Raw genomic sequence first — 18,754 nt, 5'->3', positions numbered from 1 at the left:
CTGCCGGATCCGGCGACGCGGAGCGGCGCCGCCCCGAAACACGACGTCGCCGTCCGGGTCCCCCTCGGGTAGTTGTCGCAGATCCGGTTTACCGTGCTGCGATGGAACAGCGACTCAGTCTGATCACGCTCGGCGTCGCCGACCTGGCCCGGTCCCGCGACTTCTACGGGCAGCTCGGCTGGCACGGCCAGGAAGTCGAGCAGACCGTGTTCTTCCAGGCCGGCGGGCTCGTCGTGGTGCTGTGGGCGCGGCAGTCGCTGGCCGAGGACGCCGGTGTCGAGGACCGGGGTGTGGGCGGGTTCGCCGGGGTCGCGCTGGCGCAGAACGTACGCGAGCGCGCCGAGGTGGATCGGTTGATGGCCGCCGCCGCCCAGGCCGGGGCCACGGTCACCCGACCGGCCCGCGACACCTCCTACGGCGGGTACGCCGGCTACTTCACCGACCCGGACGGTCACCTCTGGGAGATCGCCTGGAATCCGGGCTTTCCGATCGCTGCGGACGGCACCATCACCATCCCCGACTTCGGCACGCCCTGACCCACCGGCACCGGTGCCCGCCGCCGGGGCAACCGACGAGGCGCTGGCCGTGTCATGCTCTCTCCGACGACTCGCTGATTCGAGGGGGTCGATGTGGAGCTGCACAGAAGCCGTGGCCCGTTGGTGCTCGGCCTGTTCTTCTTCGTGGCCGGCGTGGTCCTGCTGGGGTGCTTCGAGCTCACCGTGCTGGGGTGGATCATCGGCCTCATCGCCCTGCTGCTGGGCGGCGGGATCGTCTTCGCCGAACGCCGGCCGTTCACATTCAAGATTGGGCCCAACGGGCTGGCCGCCCGGGTGGCCGGGTTCAACCGGGCGGTGCCGTGGGCCGAGATCGACGCGATCATCCTCGACCAGCAGGTGCCGACGATCGAGGTGAAAAAGTCCATCTCCTCCTGTCTGTTGCTGGTGCCGGCGGCGGGTTCGACGATCGACGGACCGTTCAAGGGGCAGAGCCCACTCGACGGGCGGCCGAGTTGCCCACCCATGAGCTGGGCTACGACCGCACCGCTGTGGACGCGGCACTCGACGAGCTCGCGGCCCTGATCGTCCGCTGGTTTGACCTGGACACCCCACGCCACCAGGACAACCCACCCGACCACGGCACCCCGCCCGACCAGGGCAGCCAGGTCACCGAATCCGGCTGAGCGGGAGCGATCAGCGATGGTCGGGGCCGGTGAGGTCAGCACCGGTTGCGTCGGCGTGCCATGCTCTGCACGGCCGCTCAAATGATCGAGGTGTCGCTATGGAGCTGCGCAGGAATCGGCGTTCGCTGGCCCTCGGGGTCCTGCTGCTCGCGTTCGGGGTGTCGCTACTGCTGGGCAAGGAATCCCCCGGGACCGGTGTCTGGATCGTCGCCGGAGCCGCACTACTGACGGGTGGTTGGATCACCGCCCGGTCGCTCCGGCCGTTCCGGTTCCGGATCGGCGTCGACGGGCTGGACCTGCGGGTCGCCGGGCTCAACCGGCTGGTGCCGTGGGCTGAAATCGACGCGATAGTGCTGGGCCAGCCGACGCGCGCCGCTGGCGCGGCACTCCCCACCCTGTCGTTGCTGCTGGTTCCGGGCGTCGGGTCGACGATCGACAGGCCGCTCACCAGTCACAGCCCGGTCGACGGCCGGCCCGCTCTGGCCCTGCTCGACCTCGCCGACGTGCGGGAGACGGCCGACGAGGTGGCCGCCGAGTTGCACCGGGTCAGCGGTGGTCGCTTCACCGATGCCCGGCAAGATCGAATCGACGCCCGACGAGGTGAGCAGGGTGTCTCCGGGCCGGTCTTCGACTTGGCGTTGCGCGGCTATGAGAAGCGGACGGTGGACGACCTGGTCAAGCGGGGCTTGGACGCGCTCGCCTCGGGGACGGCGGCGCAGCGTCAGGCGGTCAGGGCGGAGTTGGACCCCAGGACGCTCACCGTCGCGCTGCGCGGTTACGACATGGGGCAAGTCGACGCCTTCCTGGAGCGGCTCGCCGCCACTCTCGCCAACGAGCCGGAGCAGCCCGAACAGCCGCAGCCCGAGTAGGCGGCGCGGCCCGCACAGCCCGAGTAGCCGGCGCAGGTCGAGCAGCCGCAGCCCGAACAGCCGACGCAGCCACGGCTGTCAGGCGCGGGCCGGGCGGGCGAGGGTGAGCAGGGTCAGCAGGGAGGCGGCGGCCGCGCCGCTGAGCACCACGGCCATCGGAATCGCGCTGCCCTCCCCACCGAGCCCGACCAGTGGTGCGGCGCTGGCCGCGACCACGGACTGAATGCCGCCGAGCAGCGCGGCGGCGGTGCCGGCGTGGGCGGCGTGCCGGTCCAGGGCGAGGGCGGTGCCATTGGGCATCACCAGGCCGAGCGAGCCGAGGAAGACGAAGAGCGCGACGATCACCATCGGCAGGCTGTCCAGCAGGGACCCGGCGAGCACACCGAGGGCGGCGAGCAGGCTGAGACCGAGGCCGCTGACCAGCAGTGGGCGGGGATCGTAGCGGTCGAGCAGCCGGGCGTTGAGTTGGCCGACCGCGACGAAGCCGAGCGCGTTGAGACCGAACAGGATGCTGAACATGCCGGCGGAGAGGCCGAAGACGTCCTGCAGGACGAACGGGGAACCGGAGAGATAGGCGAAGAGTCCGGCGAAGGCGAGGCCCTGGGTCAACGCGTACCCGAGGTAGACGCGGTCGGCGAGCAGGACGCGGCCGGCGGTGGCGGTCGCGGCCAGACCACCGGTGTGGCGTCGCCCGGCGGGCAGGGTCTCCGGCAGCCGCCACGCGACGGCGGTGGCGAGCAGGACGCCGACCAGCGCGAGAGCGACGAAGATGGTACGCCAGTCGCCGATGTTGAGCACCAGGCTGCCGAGGGCGGGAGCGACCATCGGCGCGATGCCGAAGATCAGGACCAACCGGGAGAAGTACTTCGCGGCGGCCCGGCCGGAATACAGGTCCCGCACGACGGCGCGGGCGACGACCGTGCCCATGCCACCAGCGAAACCCTGCGCGAAGCGGGCCACCGCGAGGGTCTCCGCCGACGGCGCGACGGCGCAGACCAGCGACAACAGGGCGTACGCGGCGACACCGACCAGCACCGGCAGACGCCGGCCCCAGCGGTCGCTGAGCGGGCCGGTGACGAGCTGACCCAGGGCCATGCCGATCAGACAGGTGGTCAGGGAGAGCTGGATCTGTGCCTGGCTGGCGGCCAGATCGCGGGTCATCCCGGGAAACGCCGGCAGGTAGGTGTCCAGCGACAGCGGACCGATCGCGGTGAGGCATCCGAGCAGCACCAGCAGCGCGAGTGCGGCGCGGCCGGTGGGTGGGGTGATGCGCTCCGGCGGGCGTACGGGCACGTCGGTCTGCGGCATCGGGTGGTTCTCCTCGGCGGTCGGCGTCACCACGGCGTGGCCGGGGCCGCCGGTGGCGTCCGGCTACGATAGCTCTGCCTACAGAGGTATTGCAGCGTGGAAGGGCGGCACTGTGACCGACGAGACGCTCGACCAGCTCGGTGCCGCCCTCAGTGACCTGCATCGGGTGCTTCGTCGGCGGGCTGTCCTGCGGACCGGACGCGCCGCTCTGCCGGACGCACAGGTCGAGGTGCTGCGGCTGGTGCAGCGCCAACCCGGGATCAGCGTCCGGGAGGCCGCCGAACGGATGGGCACCGCCGCGAACACGGTGAGCACCCTGGTCGGCGAGCTGACCACCGCCGGCCTGCTGCACCGGAACCGGGACCCGGCCGACCGGCGTACCGTCCGGCTGGAGTTGACCGAGCTGGCGTGCGAGCGGATCGTCGCCTACGGGCAGCACCGCCGGGAGCTGCTCGCCGCCGCCCTGGCCGATCTCGACCCGGCGGACCGGGAGCGGCTGCGCGCCGCCGTGCCCGCCCTGTCCCGCCTGGCCGAGCACGCCGCCGAGCTGCCCTGACGGCGACTCACCGCCTTGCCTTGATCACCTCATGGAGGGCGGTCCAGGCGGCGGCCATCGCCCGCCCCATCGGTCCGAGGCCGATGACGGTGACCGACCGGAGATCGCCATCTCCGCTCATCGGGCACTCCTCATTTCCTCGAACATGCGGGCGGTGCCGTGCTCGGCGAAACCGGCGGCGATCTGCCGACGGATGATGTCGTGCACCGGTTCGAGGACCTCGTCGGTGACGCCCTGCCCGGTGCTGGCCTGTCGCACGGTGGCGAGGGCCGTCTCGGTGAACCGCAGGCTCTGCTGGCCCGGCCCGAGGTAGTCCTGCTCGTCGACCGTCGCGGCGAAGCCGGCCAACTGCTCGGTCATCGCGGCGAGGAAGGGCGCCTGCCGCCGGACGAACTCGCCGGCCGACACTCCCTCGGAGCCGACCATGGCTGCGCCGTGCAGGAAGCCGGCGAACATCGCGTACATGCCGGAGAGCATCGCCGTGTCGTAGAGCGCCGCCATGCCCGGATCCGACCCGACGTAGCTGCTCTCTGCCCACAGGTCGAGCAGGGGCCGGTGACTCGCGAAGGCAGTTGCCGATCCGCTGTAGAAGATCGTCGAACCCGGGCCGCCGATCATCTCCGGGACGGCCATGATCGCGCCGTCGAGGAGGTCGATGCCGCGTTCCTCCGCCCATCGGGCGAGGTCACGGGACTGGTTCGGCGTCGTGGTGGTCACATTGATCACGCTGCGACCGGACAGGGCCGTCGACACGGGTCCGAGCACGTCGCGTACGGAGGCGTCGTCGAAGAGGCAGACGACGACCGTACGCGCGTCGGCGACCGCCTCCTCGACGCTGTCGGCGATGGCGACGCCCCGATCACGCAGGCTCTGCGCCCGGTGGCCGGTGCGGTTCCAGGCGACGACCCGGTGGCCGGCGTCCCACGCCGTCGTCGCGAGCGCGCTGCCCATCGCGCCCAGCCCCAGGAAGGTGGTGTTGACGGTCATCCGATGGTCCCCTGCTCTGGTCGGTGATCTGACGGGCGCGCCGATCACCATGCTTGGCGACCACAACCGACCGGGCAAGTACCCACTATTTTGTTCAATACTTACCTCCAGGTAAGTATTGAACGGCCATCGAGGAGGCGCAGGCGTGGCATCGAGCGACAGGCGTGGCCCGTACATCTGCGGGATCGACGCCGCGATGGACGTGGTGTCGGGCAAGTGGAAGTCGCTGATCCTGTGGGAGCTGGCCAACTACGGCACCCGCCGGTTCGGCGAGCTGAAACGGGGCCTGCCCGGCGTCAGCGAGAAGATGCTCATCCAACATCTGCGTGAGATGGAGCAGGACGGCCTGCTCCACCGTGAGGTCTACCGCGAGGTCCCGCCCAAAGTGGAGTACGCCCTGACCGAACACGGCAGGTCACTCAACGAGGCACTCGGCCCGCTGGGCGAGTGGGGCCAGCGCCGGGCCGAACGCCTCGCCGCCGAGGGCACCCCACCCCCCGCCTGACCACGACGGGTCAGGACCAGATGGTGCGGCGTACGCCGCCGTGCAGGCCACACGCTCGGGGGCTGCCACCGGCGAGGCTGACCTTGCCGTTGTCGCACTGCACCAGGTAGCCGCGTCCCTCCCAGAAGCCGGGTACGCAGTCGAAGTGTTCGCACACCTCGTGGGCGGGTTCACGGATCCGTTTGCCGCTGCAGAAGTCGTACCCCATCGGGTTTTTCGGGGCGCCGCAGCGCCGCTCGGGGCTGGGGCTGGCGGGGGGTGGCTTGGCTGAGCCGGTGGCGCGCGGTGTCGTCGCGGCGCTGGCTGCGGCGGGCGCGGGAGTGGCGGCCACGGCGGTTTCGGTGCTGGTCGGGTCGGACGGCCCGGAGTTCGCCAGGGCCACCGGCACCAGCACGGCGAGCGCGGCGGCGACCACGGCGGTCCGTCGGCCGCCGGGGATGAGTGCCGACAGCCGGGCCTGCCCGGGCGTGGCGATGCCGGGCCGGGACGGGCGCAGCCGGCTGTGCTCGTTGATCAATTCGTCGAGTTGGTCGATGACCGCCTGACGCTGCTCGATGGCGTCGGCGAAGGCCAGGGTGAGCACGAACCGGAACTCGGCCGCCACGTCCGGGCGCAGCAGCACCCCGGAGGTCCGCCGGCGGTCCAGCACCTGGATCAGCGTCACCGACGCGTGCGGGTCGTGCGCCAGACCGGTCATCCTGCCGTACGCCCAGTCGCGTCGACCCCGCCCGCCGAGCAGCACCAGCCGCCGGTTGGTGATCACCGCCATGCCGGCGTCGGTGACCCGTACCCCGTCGGGAAGGCGTCGGCGCAGTCGACCGGTCGGCGCGCCGACGGACAGGTCGGGGGCGGGCAGCACGCCGTCGTGCCGCATCTCCACCAGTTGCGCGGCCGGCACCACCCGGAGGACGACCTCGTCGGGGGCCAGTTCCAGCGGCAGACCGTCGCCGGCCGTGGCTGAGCCCTGGCACTGCTCAGCGAGCGTACGCAGGCGGCGCAGTTCGTCGTCGCGTCGCCGCCAGCTTCCCTCGGCGCTGCGGAACAACCGCAGCCGGCGCTCGTTCTGCCGGCGCGCCCACCGGTACCGCCATGTCGAACCCGTCGAATCAGTCCTCGCCACGCCGACTCCTTCGCCGCGCATGCCACCAACCGCAGGCCACCAAATGGGGTGTCACAGTGTTAACGGCTGGGGGCACCGCGATGGACACGGCTATAAGTGGGCGAATTACCCGAACGGTGGAGCAATAAGGACGAGTTGGTGGTTTCGTTGCGCACCGTTCGCTGCCCAGCCCGGACTGTGACGTAACCGGCCTCCGGAACGCCAATCAGACGTACGAGTCGATGAGGGTCGCCGTCCGATCGGCGGCGCGACGTGATGGGACCTCGCGGCGAGGTGCGGACCGCGCGGGGCCGGACGGGTTCTCCCCGACCCGTCCGGCCCCGCGCCCGCGCGTCTCAGTACGAATCGACCGTGCCGACCGGGAACCTGTGCACCTCGGCCTCGGCGATCGCCATCTGCCGTTCCGGCACCGGGCCGGGCTACCGGTCAGGCGCGGGTGATCGCGTTGGCGTGGATCGCCTCGGACAGATACTCCGCCAGACCGGGCGCCATCGCCTCGTAGTACGCGGTGAACCGCTCGTCGGCCAGATACATGTCGGCCAGCCCGGTGTGGATCTCGTACGAGCACTCGTAGAACCACCGGCTGATCTGCTGCCGATGCTCCTCAGCCAATTCCATGGCCTCCGGCCCGTCGGCCGGCGCACCCGAGGCGAGCAGCGCGACGATCCGCCGCCCCCAGTCCTCGATCTCCGTTTTGATCCGCAACCAGTCCTGCTTGCTGTAGCTCGACGCCCGCCGGTTCGACTCCCGGTACGCCTCGGTGCCACCCCACCGCTGCTCCGCCTCCTCGGCATGCGCGTCCGGGTCGAAGTTTCCGAAGACCTCGAACCGCTCCTGCGGGGTCAGCTGGATGTCCATCTTGCTCGCCTCCATCGCGAATTCGATCGCCACGACCATCTCCTGAAGGCGCTTGATCCGCAGCGTCAACAGCTCATGCTGGCGGCGCAGGTGCGCGCCGGGGCCCGTCGCCGGGTCGTTAATGATCACGGCAATCTCGTCCAACGGGAACCCCAGCTCGCGGTAGTACCGGATCAGCTGCAACCGTTCCAGGTCCGCCTCGGAGTAGCGGCGATATCCCGAGCCGCTACGCCCGCTCGGCGTCAGCAGACCGATCTCGTCGTAGTGGTGCAACGTCCGGACCGTCACGCCGGCGAGCTTCGCCACCTGACCAACCGTGTGGGCCATGGTTCCCCCTTTCCGGAACCACGGTCCCGCCTGCCGTCACGTGAGGGTCAAGCCCGATTCTGCGACACCGGACACAGCAGGTGGGTTGGCCTTCGCCAAGACGGCACGCAACTCGGCCAGGGCGGTCGGACGACCGTAGCGGTAGCCCTGCCCCTGCACACAGCCGACGGCGGCCACCGCGTCGTGCTGCCGCTCGGTCTCCACCCCCTCGGCCACCACGGTCAGGTCGAACGCGCCGGCCAACCGGGTCACCATCTCCACCGTCGCGTACGCCCGGGCGTCCTCGGAGATCCGGGCCACGAACGACCTGTCGATCTTCAACTCGGTCGCCGGTATCCGGTGCAGGTAGCTCAGCGACGAGTACCCGGTGCCGAAGTCGTCGATGGCGATCCGAATGCCCAGCTCCCGCAACTGCCCCAGCCGGTCCAGCACCGCGTCGCTGCCCTCGATCAGCGCCGACTCGGTCAGTTCCAGGGTCAGTGCCCGTGGTGCCAGCCCGGCGCCCGCGGTGGCTTCGGTGACGGTGGCGATCAGGTCGGGTCGACGCAGATGCGACGCGGCGATGTTCACCGCCACCGTTGCCGCCGGCACCCGATCCTGCCAGGTGGCCGCCGCCCGACACGCCTCGTGGATGACCCACCGGTCGATCGAGAGGATCAGTCCGGTCTCCTCGGCCAGCGGCAGGAACCGGGCCGGGCTGAGGATGCCCAGCCGGGGATGGCGCCACCGCACCAACGCCTCCGCGCTGCGTACCGCCCCGGTGGCCAGGTCCACGATCGGTTGGAACTCCAGGTGCAGCTGCTCCTCGTCGACGGCCCGCCGCAGGTCGGCGATCAACTCGGCCCGGCTCACCGCCGACTCCCGCAAACCCTGTGTGCACCGCCGGTACGCGGACTTGCCGGCCGCCTTCGCCGCGTACATGGCGATGTCGGCGTCGCGCAGCAGATCCGTGTGAGAGATGTGCTGCGGCCCGTACTCGGCGATGCCGATGCTGGCCGACGGATGCACCCCGACCAGTTCCTCACCGGGAGATGGTTGCAGCGCCGCCAGCAACCGCTCGGCCAGCCGCTCCGGTGCCAACGGCCGGGCGTCGGTGACCAGCACGGCGAACTCGTCACCACCGATCCGGGCGATCATGCCGCCGTCGCCGACCGCCCGACGCATCCGTCGGGACAGGCCGGACAGCAGCGTGTCACCGGTGGTGTGCCCGAACCGATCGTTGACCTGCTTGAACCCGTCCAGGTCCAGCAGCAGCACGGCGACCCGGTTGGTGCCGCGCAGCGCGCCGCGCAGCCGGCGGGTGAACGCCAGCCGGTTCGGCAGTCCGGTGAGCTGGTCGACGTAGGCCAGCTTGCGCAGTTGCACCACGAGCCGCAGGTTCTCGTTGGCGGCCAACCCTTGCCGCAGAGCCAGCGTCGCCAACAGCGCCATCATCGTCAGGAAGATCGGCATCGGGGTGTTGCCGGTGGCGTCGCGGGCCAGCATGGTCGCCACGATCGCGCCACCCACCGGCAGGTAGGGCAGCACCACCCGCCACCACGGCGGTAGCGGTGATTGCCCGGCCTCCTCGGCAGCGTTGTGGTCCCGTGGCGGCGACGTGCGGGCCGCCACCACGATCACCAGGTAGCTCAGTGGCCAGAGCACGTCCACCAGGGTGCCGCTCCGATAGGTGCCGGCGGCCACCAGCAGCACGTAGAACGTGTCCGCCACAGCTCGCATCGTCAGGCTCACACCGAGCAGCGCCATCGGCCGCCAGACCGGCCGGCGTGGGCCGACCACCACGACCAGGATGGTCAGCTGCATCAGGTCGAACATCGGGTAGAGCAGGCCGGTGGAACGCAGTGGCTCGTCCAGGTCGGCCAGACTGACGTTGCGGAAGATCAGCAACCAGCCGATCGGGATCAGCGCCAGCCCGACGATCACCCCGTCGAGCAGGGTCCGGACCCGACCCACCGCGGTACGCGGCGCGGTGACCGAGCAGAACAGCGCAGCGGTCCCGGTCACCAGGCTGGCCGCGAAAATCAACCCGACCGGCAGGGTGTGCGGCAGACTTTCCCCCAGCAGCCGCTGAGACGTCCACAGTGCTCGACCCGCGAACGACAACGCCATGGTGGCGGCCAGCAGCAGCCAGAACCGACGCATCGTCGTGGGATGTCGACGGGCCGCCACGACGCAGGCCCCGGCCGCCCAGCCCGCCACGGTCAGCGCACCGAGATCGCTGACCAACGCGCCATCGGGCAACTGCAACGCCAGCCAGACAGCTTCGATCACGACGACGACAGCCGCACCGACCAGCCCCACCCGGCCCACCCGGTCCCGTCCGGGCGAGCGCGCGGCAGACCGCTCGACGTCCCTCCGCGACACAGCGATCGCTCCGGCTCTCTCTCGTGCGTACACCCTCGACGGTGAGGACCCGGCCCTGGCAAACCCCGAAAGCCTAGCCACGCCCGTAACCACCCCGCCAGAGTTACCCCGCACCCGAGTCGACATCCCTGGCGCGTCGTGGCGCACCAACCCTGGTGTCACGCCAGCCGCCGAGCGACTCTCCCACTCCCCGTAGCGCCCCCGTCACGCCCTCCGTTACATCCCATCGTTCCCCGTTGCCAAACCATCACGTTCCGCTGACCTTTGCGCACCCAGCGGCCACCAACCGCCGCCACCGAACCCCCCACCAAACCCGCCACCGCACCCCGCTCCACCAGCCCCACCGGCCGCGCACGGGCCGCAGCGGCCGCAACGCCCCACACGGGCCGCAGGCCGCAAACACACCCACACGCCGTACCCACCGCACCCGCCATGCCCACCGCACCCGCCATGCCCACAGCACCCGCCATGCCCACAGCACCAGCCGTGCTCGCCGCCCCGCCCGACCGCCGCCCGCCGTGACGCAGCGCGACAACCGCAACGTCGTCACCGAAAGTCACCAGCCGGCCCGCCCTGACCACATTGCTTCGCGCCTTTGCTCTGCTTACCTATACGCACTCCCCGACTGAGCTGGCCTTATCTGCAGCACGCAGCAGTCAGCTCAGTCACTCACCGCAACCTGTGCGTATGAGTAAGCAGAGCAAAGGAGGCGATGGCGAGATCCCGCCGTCCAGGGTTTGCTACTAAGAGTGACCGACAATAGGGCTGGCGGGGCTGCGGCACGCCAGCCCTACTGCCGGTCGTTCTAAGGGTGTTCGTGCGGTCCGTCGGGAAGGGATGGTCGGGGCGGCACGTCGAGATGCGACCGCCCATGTCGGTAGCGGGCTCAGCCGACGATCGTGGCGGTCTCCTCGGGCAGCCAGATCGGCTGCCCCGCCGGCACCTCGTGGAAGCGGCGCAGCTCGGCCAGCCCGGAGACATTCCCGGCCCAGGCGGCGTACGGCGGGTTCTGCTCGTCGAAGCCACTCTGCACGAAGGCGAGCTTCGTGCGGCCCTCGGACTCGGCCAGTTCCCAGCTGGTGACGCCGGGCGCTCCCCAGTCGACGGACACCTTCCGGCCGGGCTCCAGATCGACCACCCTGGCGGCGAAGCGGGCAGCGAGGATCATCGGTTCAGCGCCGCAACTCCTGCCGGCGTTCGGCCGGCACGCGGATCTCGCCGGAAACGCCGATCGACGGCAGTTCCGGAGCAGCGCGGTCCAGGGCGGCGACGTCGGGCCTGGACCTCCTCCATCAGGTCGAGCAGGTAGCCCGGGCTCAGCTCGTCGCGGGTGCGGCGCAGCCCGATCCGACCGACCAGGCGGGGTGAGAGCCAGTACGACCGGGTGACCGCCTGGTAGGTGCCCTCGGTGATGCCTCGAACCCTTCGCTGGTCGACCTGTAGTAGACGCGCTGCCGCGTCTGCCTTGTCGATGGCGTCGAGAAAGGCCGCGCCGGCAGGTCCGGCGCGGCCCGCTCAGTCCCTCGATCAGCCGGTCAGGGCAGCCAGTCCGGGCGCAGCGGATAGCCGTTCACGCCGTCGGGGCCGTTGCGCGTCGCCACCACCTGGTGCAACTGGATGCCGTTGCGCTCGAAGGCCAGCCGCGATCCGGCCATGTAGAGCCCCCAGACCCGGGCGGTGCCCGCGCCCACCTCGGCGACGCAGAAGTCCCAGTTCCGCACCAGGTTGCGACACCACGCGGCAAGCGTCAGCGCGTAGTGCTGACGCAGGTTCTCCTCGTGATGCACCTCCAACCCGGCATCGTGGATCTCGCTGATCACCCGACCCGGCCCGGCGAGTTCACCGTCCGGGAAGACGTACCGGTCGATGAACGCCCCGGAGCGGTGCGGTGCCCGGTTGTCCGCCCGGGTGATGCAATGATTGACCAGCCGTCCCCCCGGGCGCAGCCGGTCCCGCAGGAACCCGAAGTAGGCCGGATAGTTGCGGACTCCGATGTGCTCGGTCAGGCCGATCGAGGAGACCGCGTCGAACTGTTCGCGCGGTGCGTCGCGGTAGTCCAGGTGCCGTACCTGCGCCAGCTCGGACAGCCCTTCCCGCTCGATCGCCGCCTGCGCCCACTGCGCCTGTTCCCGCGACAACGTCACGCCGAGCGCCTTGACGCCGTACTCGCGGGCCGCGTGCCGGACCATGCCGCCCCAGCCGCAGCCCACATCCAGCAGCCGCATCCCGGGCCGCAGCGCGAGCTTGCCGGCGACCAGGTCGTACTTGTTCGCCTGCGCCTGCTCCAACGTGTCGTCCGAGCTGCGGTACACCGCGCAGGTGTACGTCATCGACGGGCCGAGCACCTTCTCGTAGAAGGCGTTCGACACGTCGTAGTGGTGCGAGATGGCGCTGCTGTCGCGGGTCCGCGAGTGCCGCAGTCCATCGACGACGCGTTTCCAGCGAGGCCGCGCCTCCTGCGGCGGAGCCGGGGGCGGCAGCAGTCGCTCCCAACCCAGCTCACGCACCAGGGCCAGCCCCTCAGTTAGCGCCGGGGGTCGCATCCGCAGCCCCGCGAGCACCCGCAGCGCCTCGTACGGGTCGCCCGGATGCACTCCTTCCAGGCCCAGGTCACCGCTGACGTAGGCACGCGCCAGGCCCAGATCTCCCGGTGCGGTGAGCAGATACGACAGCCCCCGCTCGGAGCGGATCGACAAGGTGATCCCGACGTCGGCCGGGCCGATCGAGCTGCCGTCGTACCCGGTGACGCGTACCGGCAGGGGTCCCGAGGTCACCGCTCGGACAATGTCCGCCACAGTCGCGCCACGCCGCCGGCCCCCAGCGGGCGGCGTGGCCGGAGCGCCGGCCGCTCCCTGGCTTCGGTCAGTGAGGCTCATGCGCGTGCTACCGCCTTTTCGTACAGTCCGGTGAGCCGATGGTCCGGGTCGTACCGGTCCCGTACGGCGCGCCACGTTCCGCCGCCGTAGAGCCGGTCGAACGAATCCCGGTCGTAGTACGCGTCGGAGTAGAGCGACTTGTGCCCACCCAACTCCGACACCGCGTGCTCGATCCTCCGGTTGACGTCGCCGTCGGCGGCGCCCTCGGCGATCGGCACACTCCCCCAGAACCCGATGTTGACGTAGTCCCGCCCCGGTCGCAGCGGATACAGCGGCCAGGACCGGGCCGACCCCGCGCCCGTCGGCTCGCGCAGCCGCAGCGGGCACAACCAGACCGGTGTCATCCCGACGTCGCCCGCGAACCAGTGCAGAAACTCGGCGGTACGGTCCAGTGGGATCTCCACGTCCTGCACGACCCGCTCCCGGGGCGGCTGGCCACGCCACCGGTCGACCCGGGCGGCGACCTGGTGCCGGTGCTCCAGGCGCACGATGCGGTGGTAGACGTCGCTGCGCCGCCACCGTGCCGGCCACAGCCGTCGCACCACCGGATGCTGCGCGCCGAACGCCGCCGAACACCAGAACCAGTCGGTGTCCCAGCGCCACAGGTAGTCGTGGATGGTCAGCGCGTCGTGTTGACGCTGGCGCAGCGAACGGTAGTAGATCTCCTGGCCGGTGTAGTCGGAGACGGCCGGCACGTCGTCGGTGAAGCTACCCAGCACCAGGTACGCCTCACCGGGCGTGAACATCACCCCGTCCAACGCGTCGACGCTCTCGCCGGCCCAGTGGCGGGTCTCGGTGATCTCGCCGATCGCCTCGGTCAACGCGGTCAGGTTGGTGAACCGCAGGTTGCGCAGTGCCACGTAGCGGCGGACCGGTTGCAGCTCGATCCGCAGCCGGGTGGCGTACCCGAGACTGCCCAGCGAGTTGGGGAAGGCCGCGTACAGGTCGGCGTGCGTGCCGTCAGGCCGGGCGGTGACCACGTCACCGGCACCGGTCAGCACGTCCAACTCGATCACCGACTCGTGCGGCAGTCCGTTGCGAAACGAGGTCGACTCGATGCCCAGCCCGGTCACCGCCCCGCCAAGGGTGATGGTGCGAAGCTGCGGCACGACCAGCGGCATCAGGCCGTACGGCAGGGTCGCCTCGACCAGCCGTTCGTAGGTGCACATGCCCTGCACATCGGCGGTACGGGCACCGGGGTCGACGCCCAGCACCCCGCCGAGGCCGCTGACGTCCAGCCCGGAGGCGGGGGCGCTGCGCGGGCGGAACAGGTTGGAGGTGCGCTTGGCCAGCCGCACCGGCTGGCCGGGTGGCACCGCCGCGTACGACCGTCGCAGCTCGGCCACCGCCTGGTCATGATCACGCAGGGCGTGCATGGAATCACTTTACGCGTCTGGCCGGTGCTCGGTGGGATGTCCATCGGAGACGTTTCGCACCCCGATCAGGTAAAAGTGCGTTCTGACAGCACGCGCGGGTTGCCGACTCAGTCACCGCCACCGGGGGCGGCTGACCGACACCGGATGCCGTGGGACAGGATGCCGGCATGTCGGAAACCGATGGGTCGGGCACCGTCTACGGCAACCGCCGTCCCGGGCCGGCTCGCGACCCGCTGCTGGTCACGGCGTTGGCCGTCGGGCTGATCGGCGTACTGCTGGGGGTGCTCTTCGCGACCGGCGTGCTCGGCGGCGGCGACCCGACGCCGGCACCGACGGTGGCCGCGCCGAGCCCGAGCACGGCGCAGCCCAGCCCGACCGAGAGTGAAGCGGAGCCCGGCCCGACGCCGTCCGCACCCTCCCCCACACCGAGCCCCAGCAAGGATCCGGACGCGGTCGTCGGACCGAAGGTGTTCCGTGGGGTCGGCTCGGGCCGCTGCCTCGGTCTCGACGGCGACGGCGAGAAGGCGGTCGCCAAGCTGACCGAGTGCAGCGGTGGGCCGGAGCAGCAGTGGGTGGTCAACGCCTTCGGACCGGAATCGGTGACGCTGACCAACGCCGCCCACAACCAGTGCCTCGACGTCGAGGGTGGCAGCAGTGACGACGGCGCCCGGTTGCAGCAGTTCGGCTGCCACGGTGAGGGCAACCAGCAGTGGCGGTTGCAACCGGCGGGCGACGGCGTGGTGGTGGTGGCCGTGCACAGCGGCAAGTGCGCCCAGGCCCGTGACGGCGGCACCGCGGCCGGCACCGACATCGTCCAAGCACCCTGCGACGGCAACCCGGCCCAGTTGTGGATCATCGGTTGAGCCGAGGGCGGCCGGGGCCGGACCGACGGTACGTCACCGACGACGGCGGCCGTGGCGGGACCGTAGGTAGTCGCTGACCACGTACTCGCCCAGGTCGTCGGCGTCGGGGGTGAAGACCCGGCCGCCGCTGCGCCGGGCCACCGCGTCGACGAAGCGGCGCAGGCCGGGGTCGTCACCGAGCATGAAGAGGTTCAGGGTGGCACCGTAGCGGCCGAGCCGGTCCACCTCCCGGATCGTCGCCTCGATCGTCTCCGGCGACGACGGCCACGCGAACAGGGCCTCGCCATCGTCCGGGTCCAGGTGGGCGGTCGGTTCCCCGTCGGTCACCACCAGCACCACCGGCTCGGCGTCCGGATGCCGCCGCAGGTGCCGGCCGGCCAGCCGCAATGCGTGCTGAAGGTTGGTCCCCTGCGTCATGTCCGGCTCGACGGCGGCCAGTTCCTGCTGGGTCAGCGTCTCCGCCCGCCGGCCGAACCCGATGATCTGCAGAGCGTCCTGAGGGAACCGGGTCGCCATCAGGTGGGCCAGCGCCAGCCCGGTCTGCTTCATCGGCCCCCAGCGCCCCTGCGAGATCATCGAGTACGACAGGTCGACGCAGAGCGCCACCACCGCCGAGGCCCGTCGTTCCGTCTCGACGACCTCGAAGTCCTCGACGGCCAGGGGCACGGGCACCCCGGGACCGGCTCGACGGACCGCCCGGGTCAGCGTCCGCACCACGTCCAGCGGCTGCTCGTCGCCGTATTCCCAGGGACGCGACGCGCCGGTCACCTCACCTGCCGCCCCGGCCGAGCGCAGGTCGTGCTGGCCTCGGGGGCCGGCGGTCAGCTCGGCGAAGACCTGCCGCAGCGCCGTGCCGCCGAGGCGACGCAACGCCTTCGGGCTCAGGGTCAGACCATCGGCGTCACGGGTCACCCAACCCTGCCGGCGCAGCTCCCGCTCCAGTTCCCGCAGCCGGCGTACGTCGTCGGTCGCGTCCCGGCCCAGCGTCCGGGCCACCGCCTCGACGTCGATGTCGTCCAGGGTCGCGCCGGGGTGTGTCTGGCCCAGTTGGTCGAGCAGGTCGTCCAGTTCGGCGATGTCGTCGAGCGCCCCGGTCGCCTCGCCGTAACCCAACGGCTGGTCGCCCTGCATCCGTTCGCCTCGCCCCCAGCGCAGGTCGGGCCGCAGCGCCCGCAGGTTCCCCTCCAGCGCGGCCAACTCGCCGGCGAGCCGGTCACCGAGGGATTCGCGCATCAGCCCGGCCAGTTCCTCACGCTGCCGCCGCGACAGGGAGTTCATCAGCCGCTGCCCGGCCGCCGTGCGGCGGGCCAGCAGGTCGATCAGTTCGTCCACGTCACGTGGGTGTTCCGGGAAGAACTCGCCGTGGCGGCGCATGAACTCGGCGAACGCGTCGGTGGTGTCCTCGGCACGGGCGTGTCGGACCAGCAGGGCGTTGAGATCCCGCGTCATCTCGGCGACCCGCTCCTGCACCGCCGGGTCAGCGGCCAGTCGCGCCGAGTCGCGCAGCCCGGCGAAGCGCTGACCGAGGACCTCCTCACGCAGCCCGTCGAGGATCCGCTGGTAGGTGCGCCGGGTGTCGTCGCTGGCCCATCGGTAGTCAGCGAGGTCCCGCACCGCCTGCGCGGTCGAGCGGGGCAGGTCGTCCAGGACCGTCTCGGCGAACCGGGCCGCCTCGTCGGTGCGGCGGGCCAACTCGTCCCGCTCGGCGGCCAGCGCCTGATCGAGCAGCGCACGAGCCCGGGTCACCGCACCGTCGAGCTCGCCCCGACGCAGCGCCTCGCGGCGTAGCCGGCGGGCACGGGCGGTCAGCTCGTCCAACCCGCCACGCCCCTGCGGGCCCCGGCGCAGCAGGTCCCGCAGCGCGTCACGGAGGCTGCCGCCGGCCAGCACCTCCGCGCCGACCTGGTCCACCGCGGCCTGCACGTCGTACGGGGGTGCGAGCGGATCGGGGCCACCGTGCCACTGCCCGTACCGGAACCGGTTTCCGGCCATCTCAGGTCCGGCCGCCGTAGCGGGTACGGCCGGCGTCGGTGACGTCCTTGCCCAGCCGGCGGCTCAGGTGCAGCCCTTCGAGCACGAACTCGACGGCCGCAGCGGCCTGCCCGGTGCTCGGCGCGTCGCCGGCACCGAGCCGATCGAGCACCTTGGCCAGCCCCGGCACCGTGCCGACCTGCCGCAACAGCTCGGCGGCGGAGACCAGTTCGCCGGTCTCGATCGTCTGGCCTTCTTCGACCAGCGCGGTGAAGCCGGACAGGTCCAGCCCGGCCAGCCGGGCCCGGAACGTCTCGGCGACGGCGGTCCGCAGCAGGTGACCGAGGAGTTCGATCTCCCGGCCCTCCTCGCCGCTCTCGAACTCCACCTTGCCGCGCAGCGTCGATGTCACCGACACCGCGTCGCCCACCCGCGCCACCGCTGCAAGGAAGGGCACCTTGTTAACGTCTCCGGTAGAGGAAGGTGCCCTTCTTAACACGTCGTCCTCGACCGACGAGTCCTCGCCGAGCAGGCACGCCCGGCGCAGCGCGGCGGCCGCGACCGTCTCCGCGGCGGCGATGGCGAACCGCGCGGAGACACCGGACCGGGGGTCCACCGACGGTGACTCGCGCACCGCCCGGGCGAACCGGGCGAGGACCTCCAGCACGTGCTCCGGCACCTCGGCGACCAGGTCGGCCTCCTGCCGGATCAGCGCCAGCTCCAGTTCGAGTTCGGTCGGGTAGTGCGTACGGATCTCCGCGCCGAAGCGGTCCTTGAGCGGGGTGATGATCCGGCCCCGGTTGGTGTAGTCCTCCGGGTTGGCGCTGGCCACCAGCAGCAGGTCCAGCGGCAGCCGCAGCTGGTAGCCACGCACCTGGATGTCCCGCTCCTCCAGCACGTTCAGCAGCGCCACCTGGATCCGCTCGGCCAGGTCGGGTAGCTCGTTCACGGCGAAGATGCCCCGGTTGGTGCGCGGCACCAGCCCGAAGTGGATGGTCTCGGGGTCGCCGAGCGTACGCCCCTGGGCCAGCCGGATCGGGTCCACGTCGCCGATCAGGTCGCCGACGCTGGTGTCCGGGGTGGCCAGTTTCTCCCCGTACCGCATCGAACGGTGCAGCCAATCGACCGGCAGATCGTCGCCGGTCTCGGCGACCAACGCCCGCGACGTCGGAGTGATCGGGTGCAACGGGTGCTCGTTGAGCACCGACCCGGCGATCACCGGCGTCCACTCGTCGAGCAGCGCCACCAGCGACCGGATCAGCCGGGTCTTGCCCTGGCCCCGCTCACCGAGCAGCACCATGTCATGCCCGGCGAGCAGCGCCCGCTCCACCTCCGGCAGCACGGTGTCGTCGTATCCGACGATGCCGTCGAACCGCGGCGCGCCAGCGCGCATCCGGGCCTGCAGGTTGTCGCGTAGCTCCTGCTTGACGGTGCGGTAGCGGTGCCCGGCGGCGCGCAGCGCACCGAGCGTGGTGGGCAGGTCGGCGGGTGGGAGCGGCGAAACACGCGATGACTCACTCACCCCGCCCACGCTAGCGCGCAACCGTCTCCCTCGACCCCCACCAACCTGGCATGATCATGAACTCTGTCCGTG

At 71.1% G+C, this 18,754-nt stretch carries 17 protein-coding genes; 7 read left to right on the top strand and 10 right to left on the bottom strand.

Going from position 1 to position 18,754, the window contains the following annotated elements:
• The first annotated feature begins 101 nt into the window (after positions 1 to 101).
• The 4 genes from Vlu01_RS02045 (at position 102) to Vlu01_RS02035 (ending at position 2,049) form a co-directional block, all read left to right on the top strand.
• On the top strand, positions 102 to 536 hold the full coding sequence (locus tag Vlu01_RS02045; protein WP_203992082.1) for a VOC family protein: 435 nt from the start codon (positions 102 to 104) through the stop codon (positions 534 to 536).
• A 93-nt stretch (positions 537 to 629) separates the two neighbouring features.
• Entirely contained in the window at positions 630 to 1,079 is a 450-nt protein-coding gene (locus tag Vlu01_RS02040; protein ID WP_203992065.1) for a hypothetical protein, read from the top strand.
• Positions 1,046 to 1,180, top strand: coding sequence for a hypothetical protein (locus Vlu01_RS27705; RefSeq protein WP_275409216.1), 135 nt, complete (start codon positions 1,046 to 1,048; stop codon positions 1,178 to 1,180). The genes Vlu01_RS02040 and Vlu01_RS27705 overlap by 34 nt, the downstream gene beginning before the upstream one ends.
• A gap of 98 nt (positions 1,181 to 1,278) precedes the next feature.
• Entirely contained in the window at positions 1,279 to 2,049 is a 771-nt protein-coding gene (locus Vlu01_RS02035) for a DivIVA domain-containing protein (RefSeq protein WP_203992062.1), read from the top strand.
• Between the two features lie 78 nt (positions 2,050 to 2,127).
• On the opposite strand, the gene Vlu01_RS02030 is transcribed toward Vlu01_RS02035, so the two are convergent.
• The gene (locus Vlu01_RS02030) at positions 2,128 to 3,357 is read right to left on the bottom strand and encodes a multidrug effflux MFS transporter (protein WP_203992060.1); all 1,230 of its coding nucleotides are present in this window, start codon (positions 3,355 to 3,357) and stop codon (positions 2,128 to 2,130) included.
• Between the two features lie 112 nt (positions 3,358 to 3,469).
• Here Vlu01_RS02030 and Vlu01_RS02025 point away from each other — a divergent pair, with 112 nt between their 5' ends.
• The gene (locus Vlu01_RS02025; RefSeq protein ID WP_203992057.1) at positions 3,470 to 3,913 is read left to right on the top strand and encodes a MarR family winged helix-turn-helix transcriptional regulator; all 444 of its coding nucleotides are present in this window, start codon (positions 3,470 to 3,472) and stop codon (positions 3,911 to 3,913) included.
• Positions 3,914 to 4,030: 117 nt separating this feature from the next.
• On the opposite strand, the gene Vlu01_RS02020 is transcribed toward Vlu01_RS02025, so the two are convergent.
• The gene (locus Vlu01_RS02020; RefSeq protein ID WP_239095637.1) at positions 4,031 to 4,900 is read right to left on the bottom strand and encodes an NAD(P)-dependent oxidoreductase; all 870 of its coding nucleotides are present in this window, start codon (positions 4,898 to 4,900) and stop codon (positions 4,031 to 4,033) included.
• 145 nt (positions 4,901 to 5,045) lie between these two features.
• Between Vlu01_RS02020 and Vlu01_RS02015 the strand changes: the two genes are divergently transcribed.
• Positions 5,046 to 5,405 (top strand): winged helix-turn-helix transcriptional regulator, encoded by a 360-nt coding sequence (locus Vlu01_RS02015; protein ID WP_275409215.1) that lies wholly within the window; start codon positions 5,046 to 5,048, stop codon positions 5,403 to 5,405.
• Between the two features lie 10 nt (positions 5,406 to 5,415).
• Here the strand turns inward: Vlu01_RS02015 and Vlu01_RS02010 are convergent, their stop codons facing one another.
• From Vlu01_RS02010 to Vlu01_RS01985, 6 genes are all read right to left on the bottom strand, one after another.
• A complete protein-coding gene (locus Vlu01_RS02010; protein WP_203992050.1) occupies positions 5,416 to 6,525 on the bottom strand; it encodes a hypothetical protein in 1,110 nt (369 codons plus the stop codon).
• A gap of 426 nt (positions 6,526 to 6,951) precedes the next feature.
• Positions 6,952 to 7,710: a MerR family transcriptional regulator gene (locus tag Vlu01_RS02005; protein ID WP_203992047.1), complete on the bottom strand. Its 759-nt coding sequence runs from the start codon at positions 7,708 to 7,710 to the stop codon at positions 6,952 to 6,954.
• Between the two features lie 36 nt (positions 7,711 to 7,746).
• Positions 7,747 to 10,074 (bottom strand): putative bifunctional diguanylate cyclase/phosphodiesterase, encoded by a 2,328-nt coding sequence (locus tag Vlu01_RS02000; protein WP_203992044.1) that lies wholly within the window; start codon positions 10,072 to 10,074, stop codon positions 7,747 to 7,749.
• An 886-nt stretch (positions 10,075 to 10,960) separates the two neighbouring features.
• Positions 10,961 to 11,242: an SRPBCC family protein gene (locus Vlu01_RS01995; protein ID WP_239095636.1), complete on the bottom strand. Its 282-nt coding sequence runs from the start codon at positions 11,240 to 11,242 to the stop codon at positions 10,961 to 10,963.
• A 367-nt stretch (positions 11,243 to 11,609) separates the two neighbouring features.
• Complete coding sequence (locus Vlu01_RS01990; protein ID WP_203992041.1) at positions 11,610 to 12,950, bottom strand: class I SAM-dependent methyltransferase; 1,341 nt, start codon at positions 12,948 to 12,950, stop codon at positions 11,610 to 11,612.
• The gene (locus tag Vlu01_RS01985; protein ID WP_203992029.1) at positions 12,947 to 14,326 is read right to left on the bottom strand and encodes an FAD-binding oxidoreductase; all 1,380 of its coding nucleotides are present in this window, start codon (positions 14,324 to 14,326) and stop codon (positions 12,947 to 12,949) included. The genes Vlu01_RS01990 and Vlu01_RS01985 overlap by 4 nt, the downstream gene beginning before the upstream one ends.
• Positions 14,327 to 14,493: 167 nt before the next feature.
• Here Vlu01_RS01985 and Vlu01_RS27700 point away from each other — a divergent pair, with 167 nt between their 5' ends.
• Positions 14,494 to 15,189, top strand: coding sequence for an RICIN domain-containing protein (locus tag Vlu01_RS27700; protein WP_203992024.1), 696 nt, complete (start codon positions 14,494 to 14,496; stop codon positions 15,187 to 15,189).
• A 33-nt stretch (positions 15,190 to 15,222) separates the two neighbouring features.
• Here Vlu01_RS27700 and Vlu01_RS01975 read toward each other — a convergent pair whose 3' ends face one another.
• Complete coding sequence (locus Vlu01_RS01975) at positions 15,223 to 17,181, bottom strand: vWA domain-containing protein (protein WP_203992021.1); 1,959 nt, start codon at positions 17,179 to 17,181, stop codon at positions 15,223 to 15,225.
• A 1-nt stretch (position 17,182) separates the two neighbouring features.
• A complete protein-coding gene (locus Vlu01_RS01970; RefSeq protein ID WP_373307253.1) occupies positions 17,183 to 18,682 on the bottom strand; it encodes a magnesium chelatase ATPase subunit I in 1,500 nt (499 codons plus the stop codon).
• Between the last annotated feature and the right edge of the window lie 72 nt (positions 18,683 to 18,754).

Origin of the sequence: Micromonospora lutea, from assembly GCF_016863535.1 — a bacterium.
Taxonomy (GTDB): Bacteria; Actinomycetota; Actinomycetes; order Mycobacteriales; family Micromonosporaceae; genus Micromonospora; species Micromonospora lutea.
Note: the sequence above shows the minus strand (reverse complement) of the source record. Positions and strands in the feature narration are given on the sequence as shown.

Coding starts and splice junctions, on each gene's coding strand:
- Vlu01_RS01995 (WP_239095636.1), bottom strand. CDS start 11,242: ATGATCCTCGCTGCCCGCTTCGCCGCCAGGGTGGTCGATCTGGAGCCC.
- Vlu01_RS01990 (WP_203992041.1), bottom strand. CDS start 12,950: ATGAGCCTCACTGACCGAAGCCAGGGAGCGGCCGGCGCTCCGGCCACG.
- Vlu01_RS02030 (WP_203992060.1), bottom strand. CDS start 3,357: ATGCCGCAGACCGACGTGCCCGTACGCCCGCCGGAGCGCATCACCCCA.
- Vlu01_RS01985 (WP_203992029.1), bottom strand. CDS start 14,326: ATGCACGCCCTGCGTGATCATGACCAGGCGGTGGCCGAGCTGCGACGG.
- Vlu01_RS27700 (WP_203992024.1), top strand. CDS start 14,494: ATGTCGGAAACCGATGGGTCGGGCACCGTCTACGGCAACCGCCGTCCC.
- Vlu01_RS02045 (WP_203992082.1), top strand. CDS start 102: ATGGAACAGCGACTCAGTCTGATCACGCTCGGCGTCGCCGACCTGGCC.
- Vlu01_RS01975 (WP_203992021.1), bottom strand. CDS start 17,181: ATGGCCGGAAACCGGTTCCGGTACGGGCAGTGGCACGGTGGCCCCGAT.
- Vlu01_RS02020 (WP_239095637.1), bottom strand. CDS start 4,900: ATGACCGTCAACACCACCTTCCTGGGGCTGGGCGCGATGGGCAGCGCG.
- Vlu01_RS02035 (WP_203992062.1), top strand. CDS start 1,279: ATGGAGCTGCGCAGGAATCGGCGTTCGCTGGCCCTCGGGGTCCTGCTG.
- Vlu01_RS02005 (WP_203992047.1), bottom strand. CDS start 7,710: ATGGCCCACACGGTTGGTCAGGTGGCGAAGCTCGCCGGCGTGACGGTC.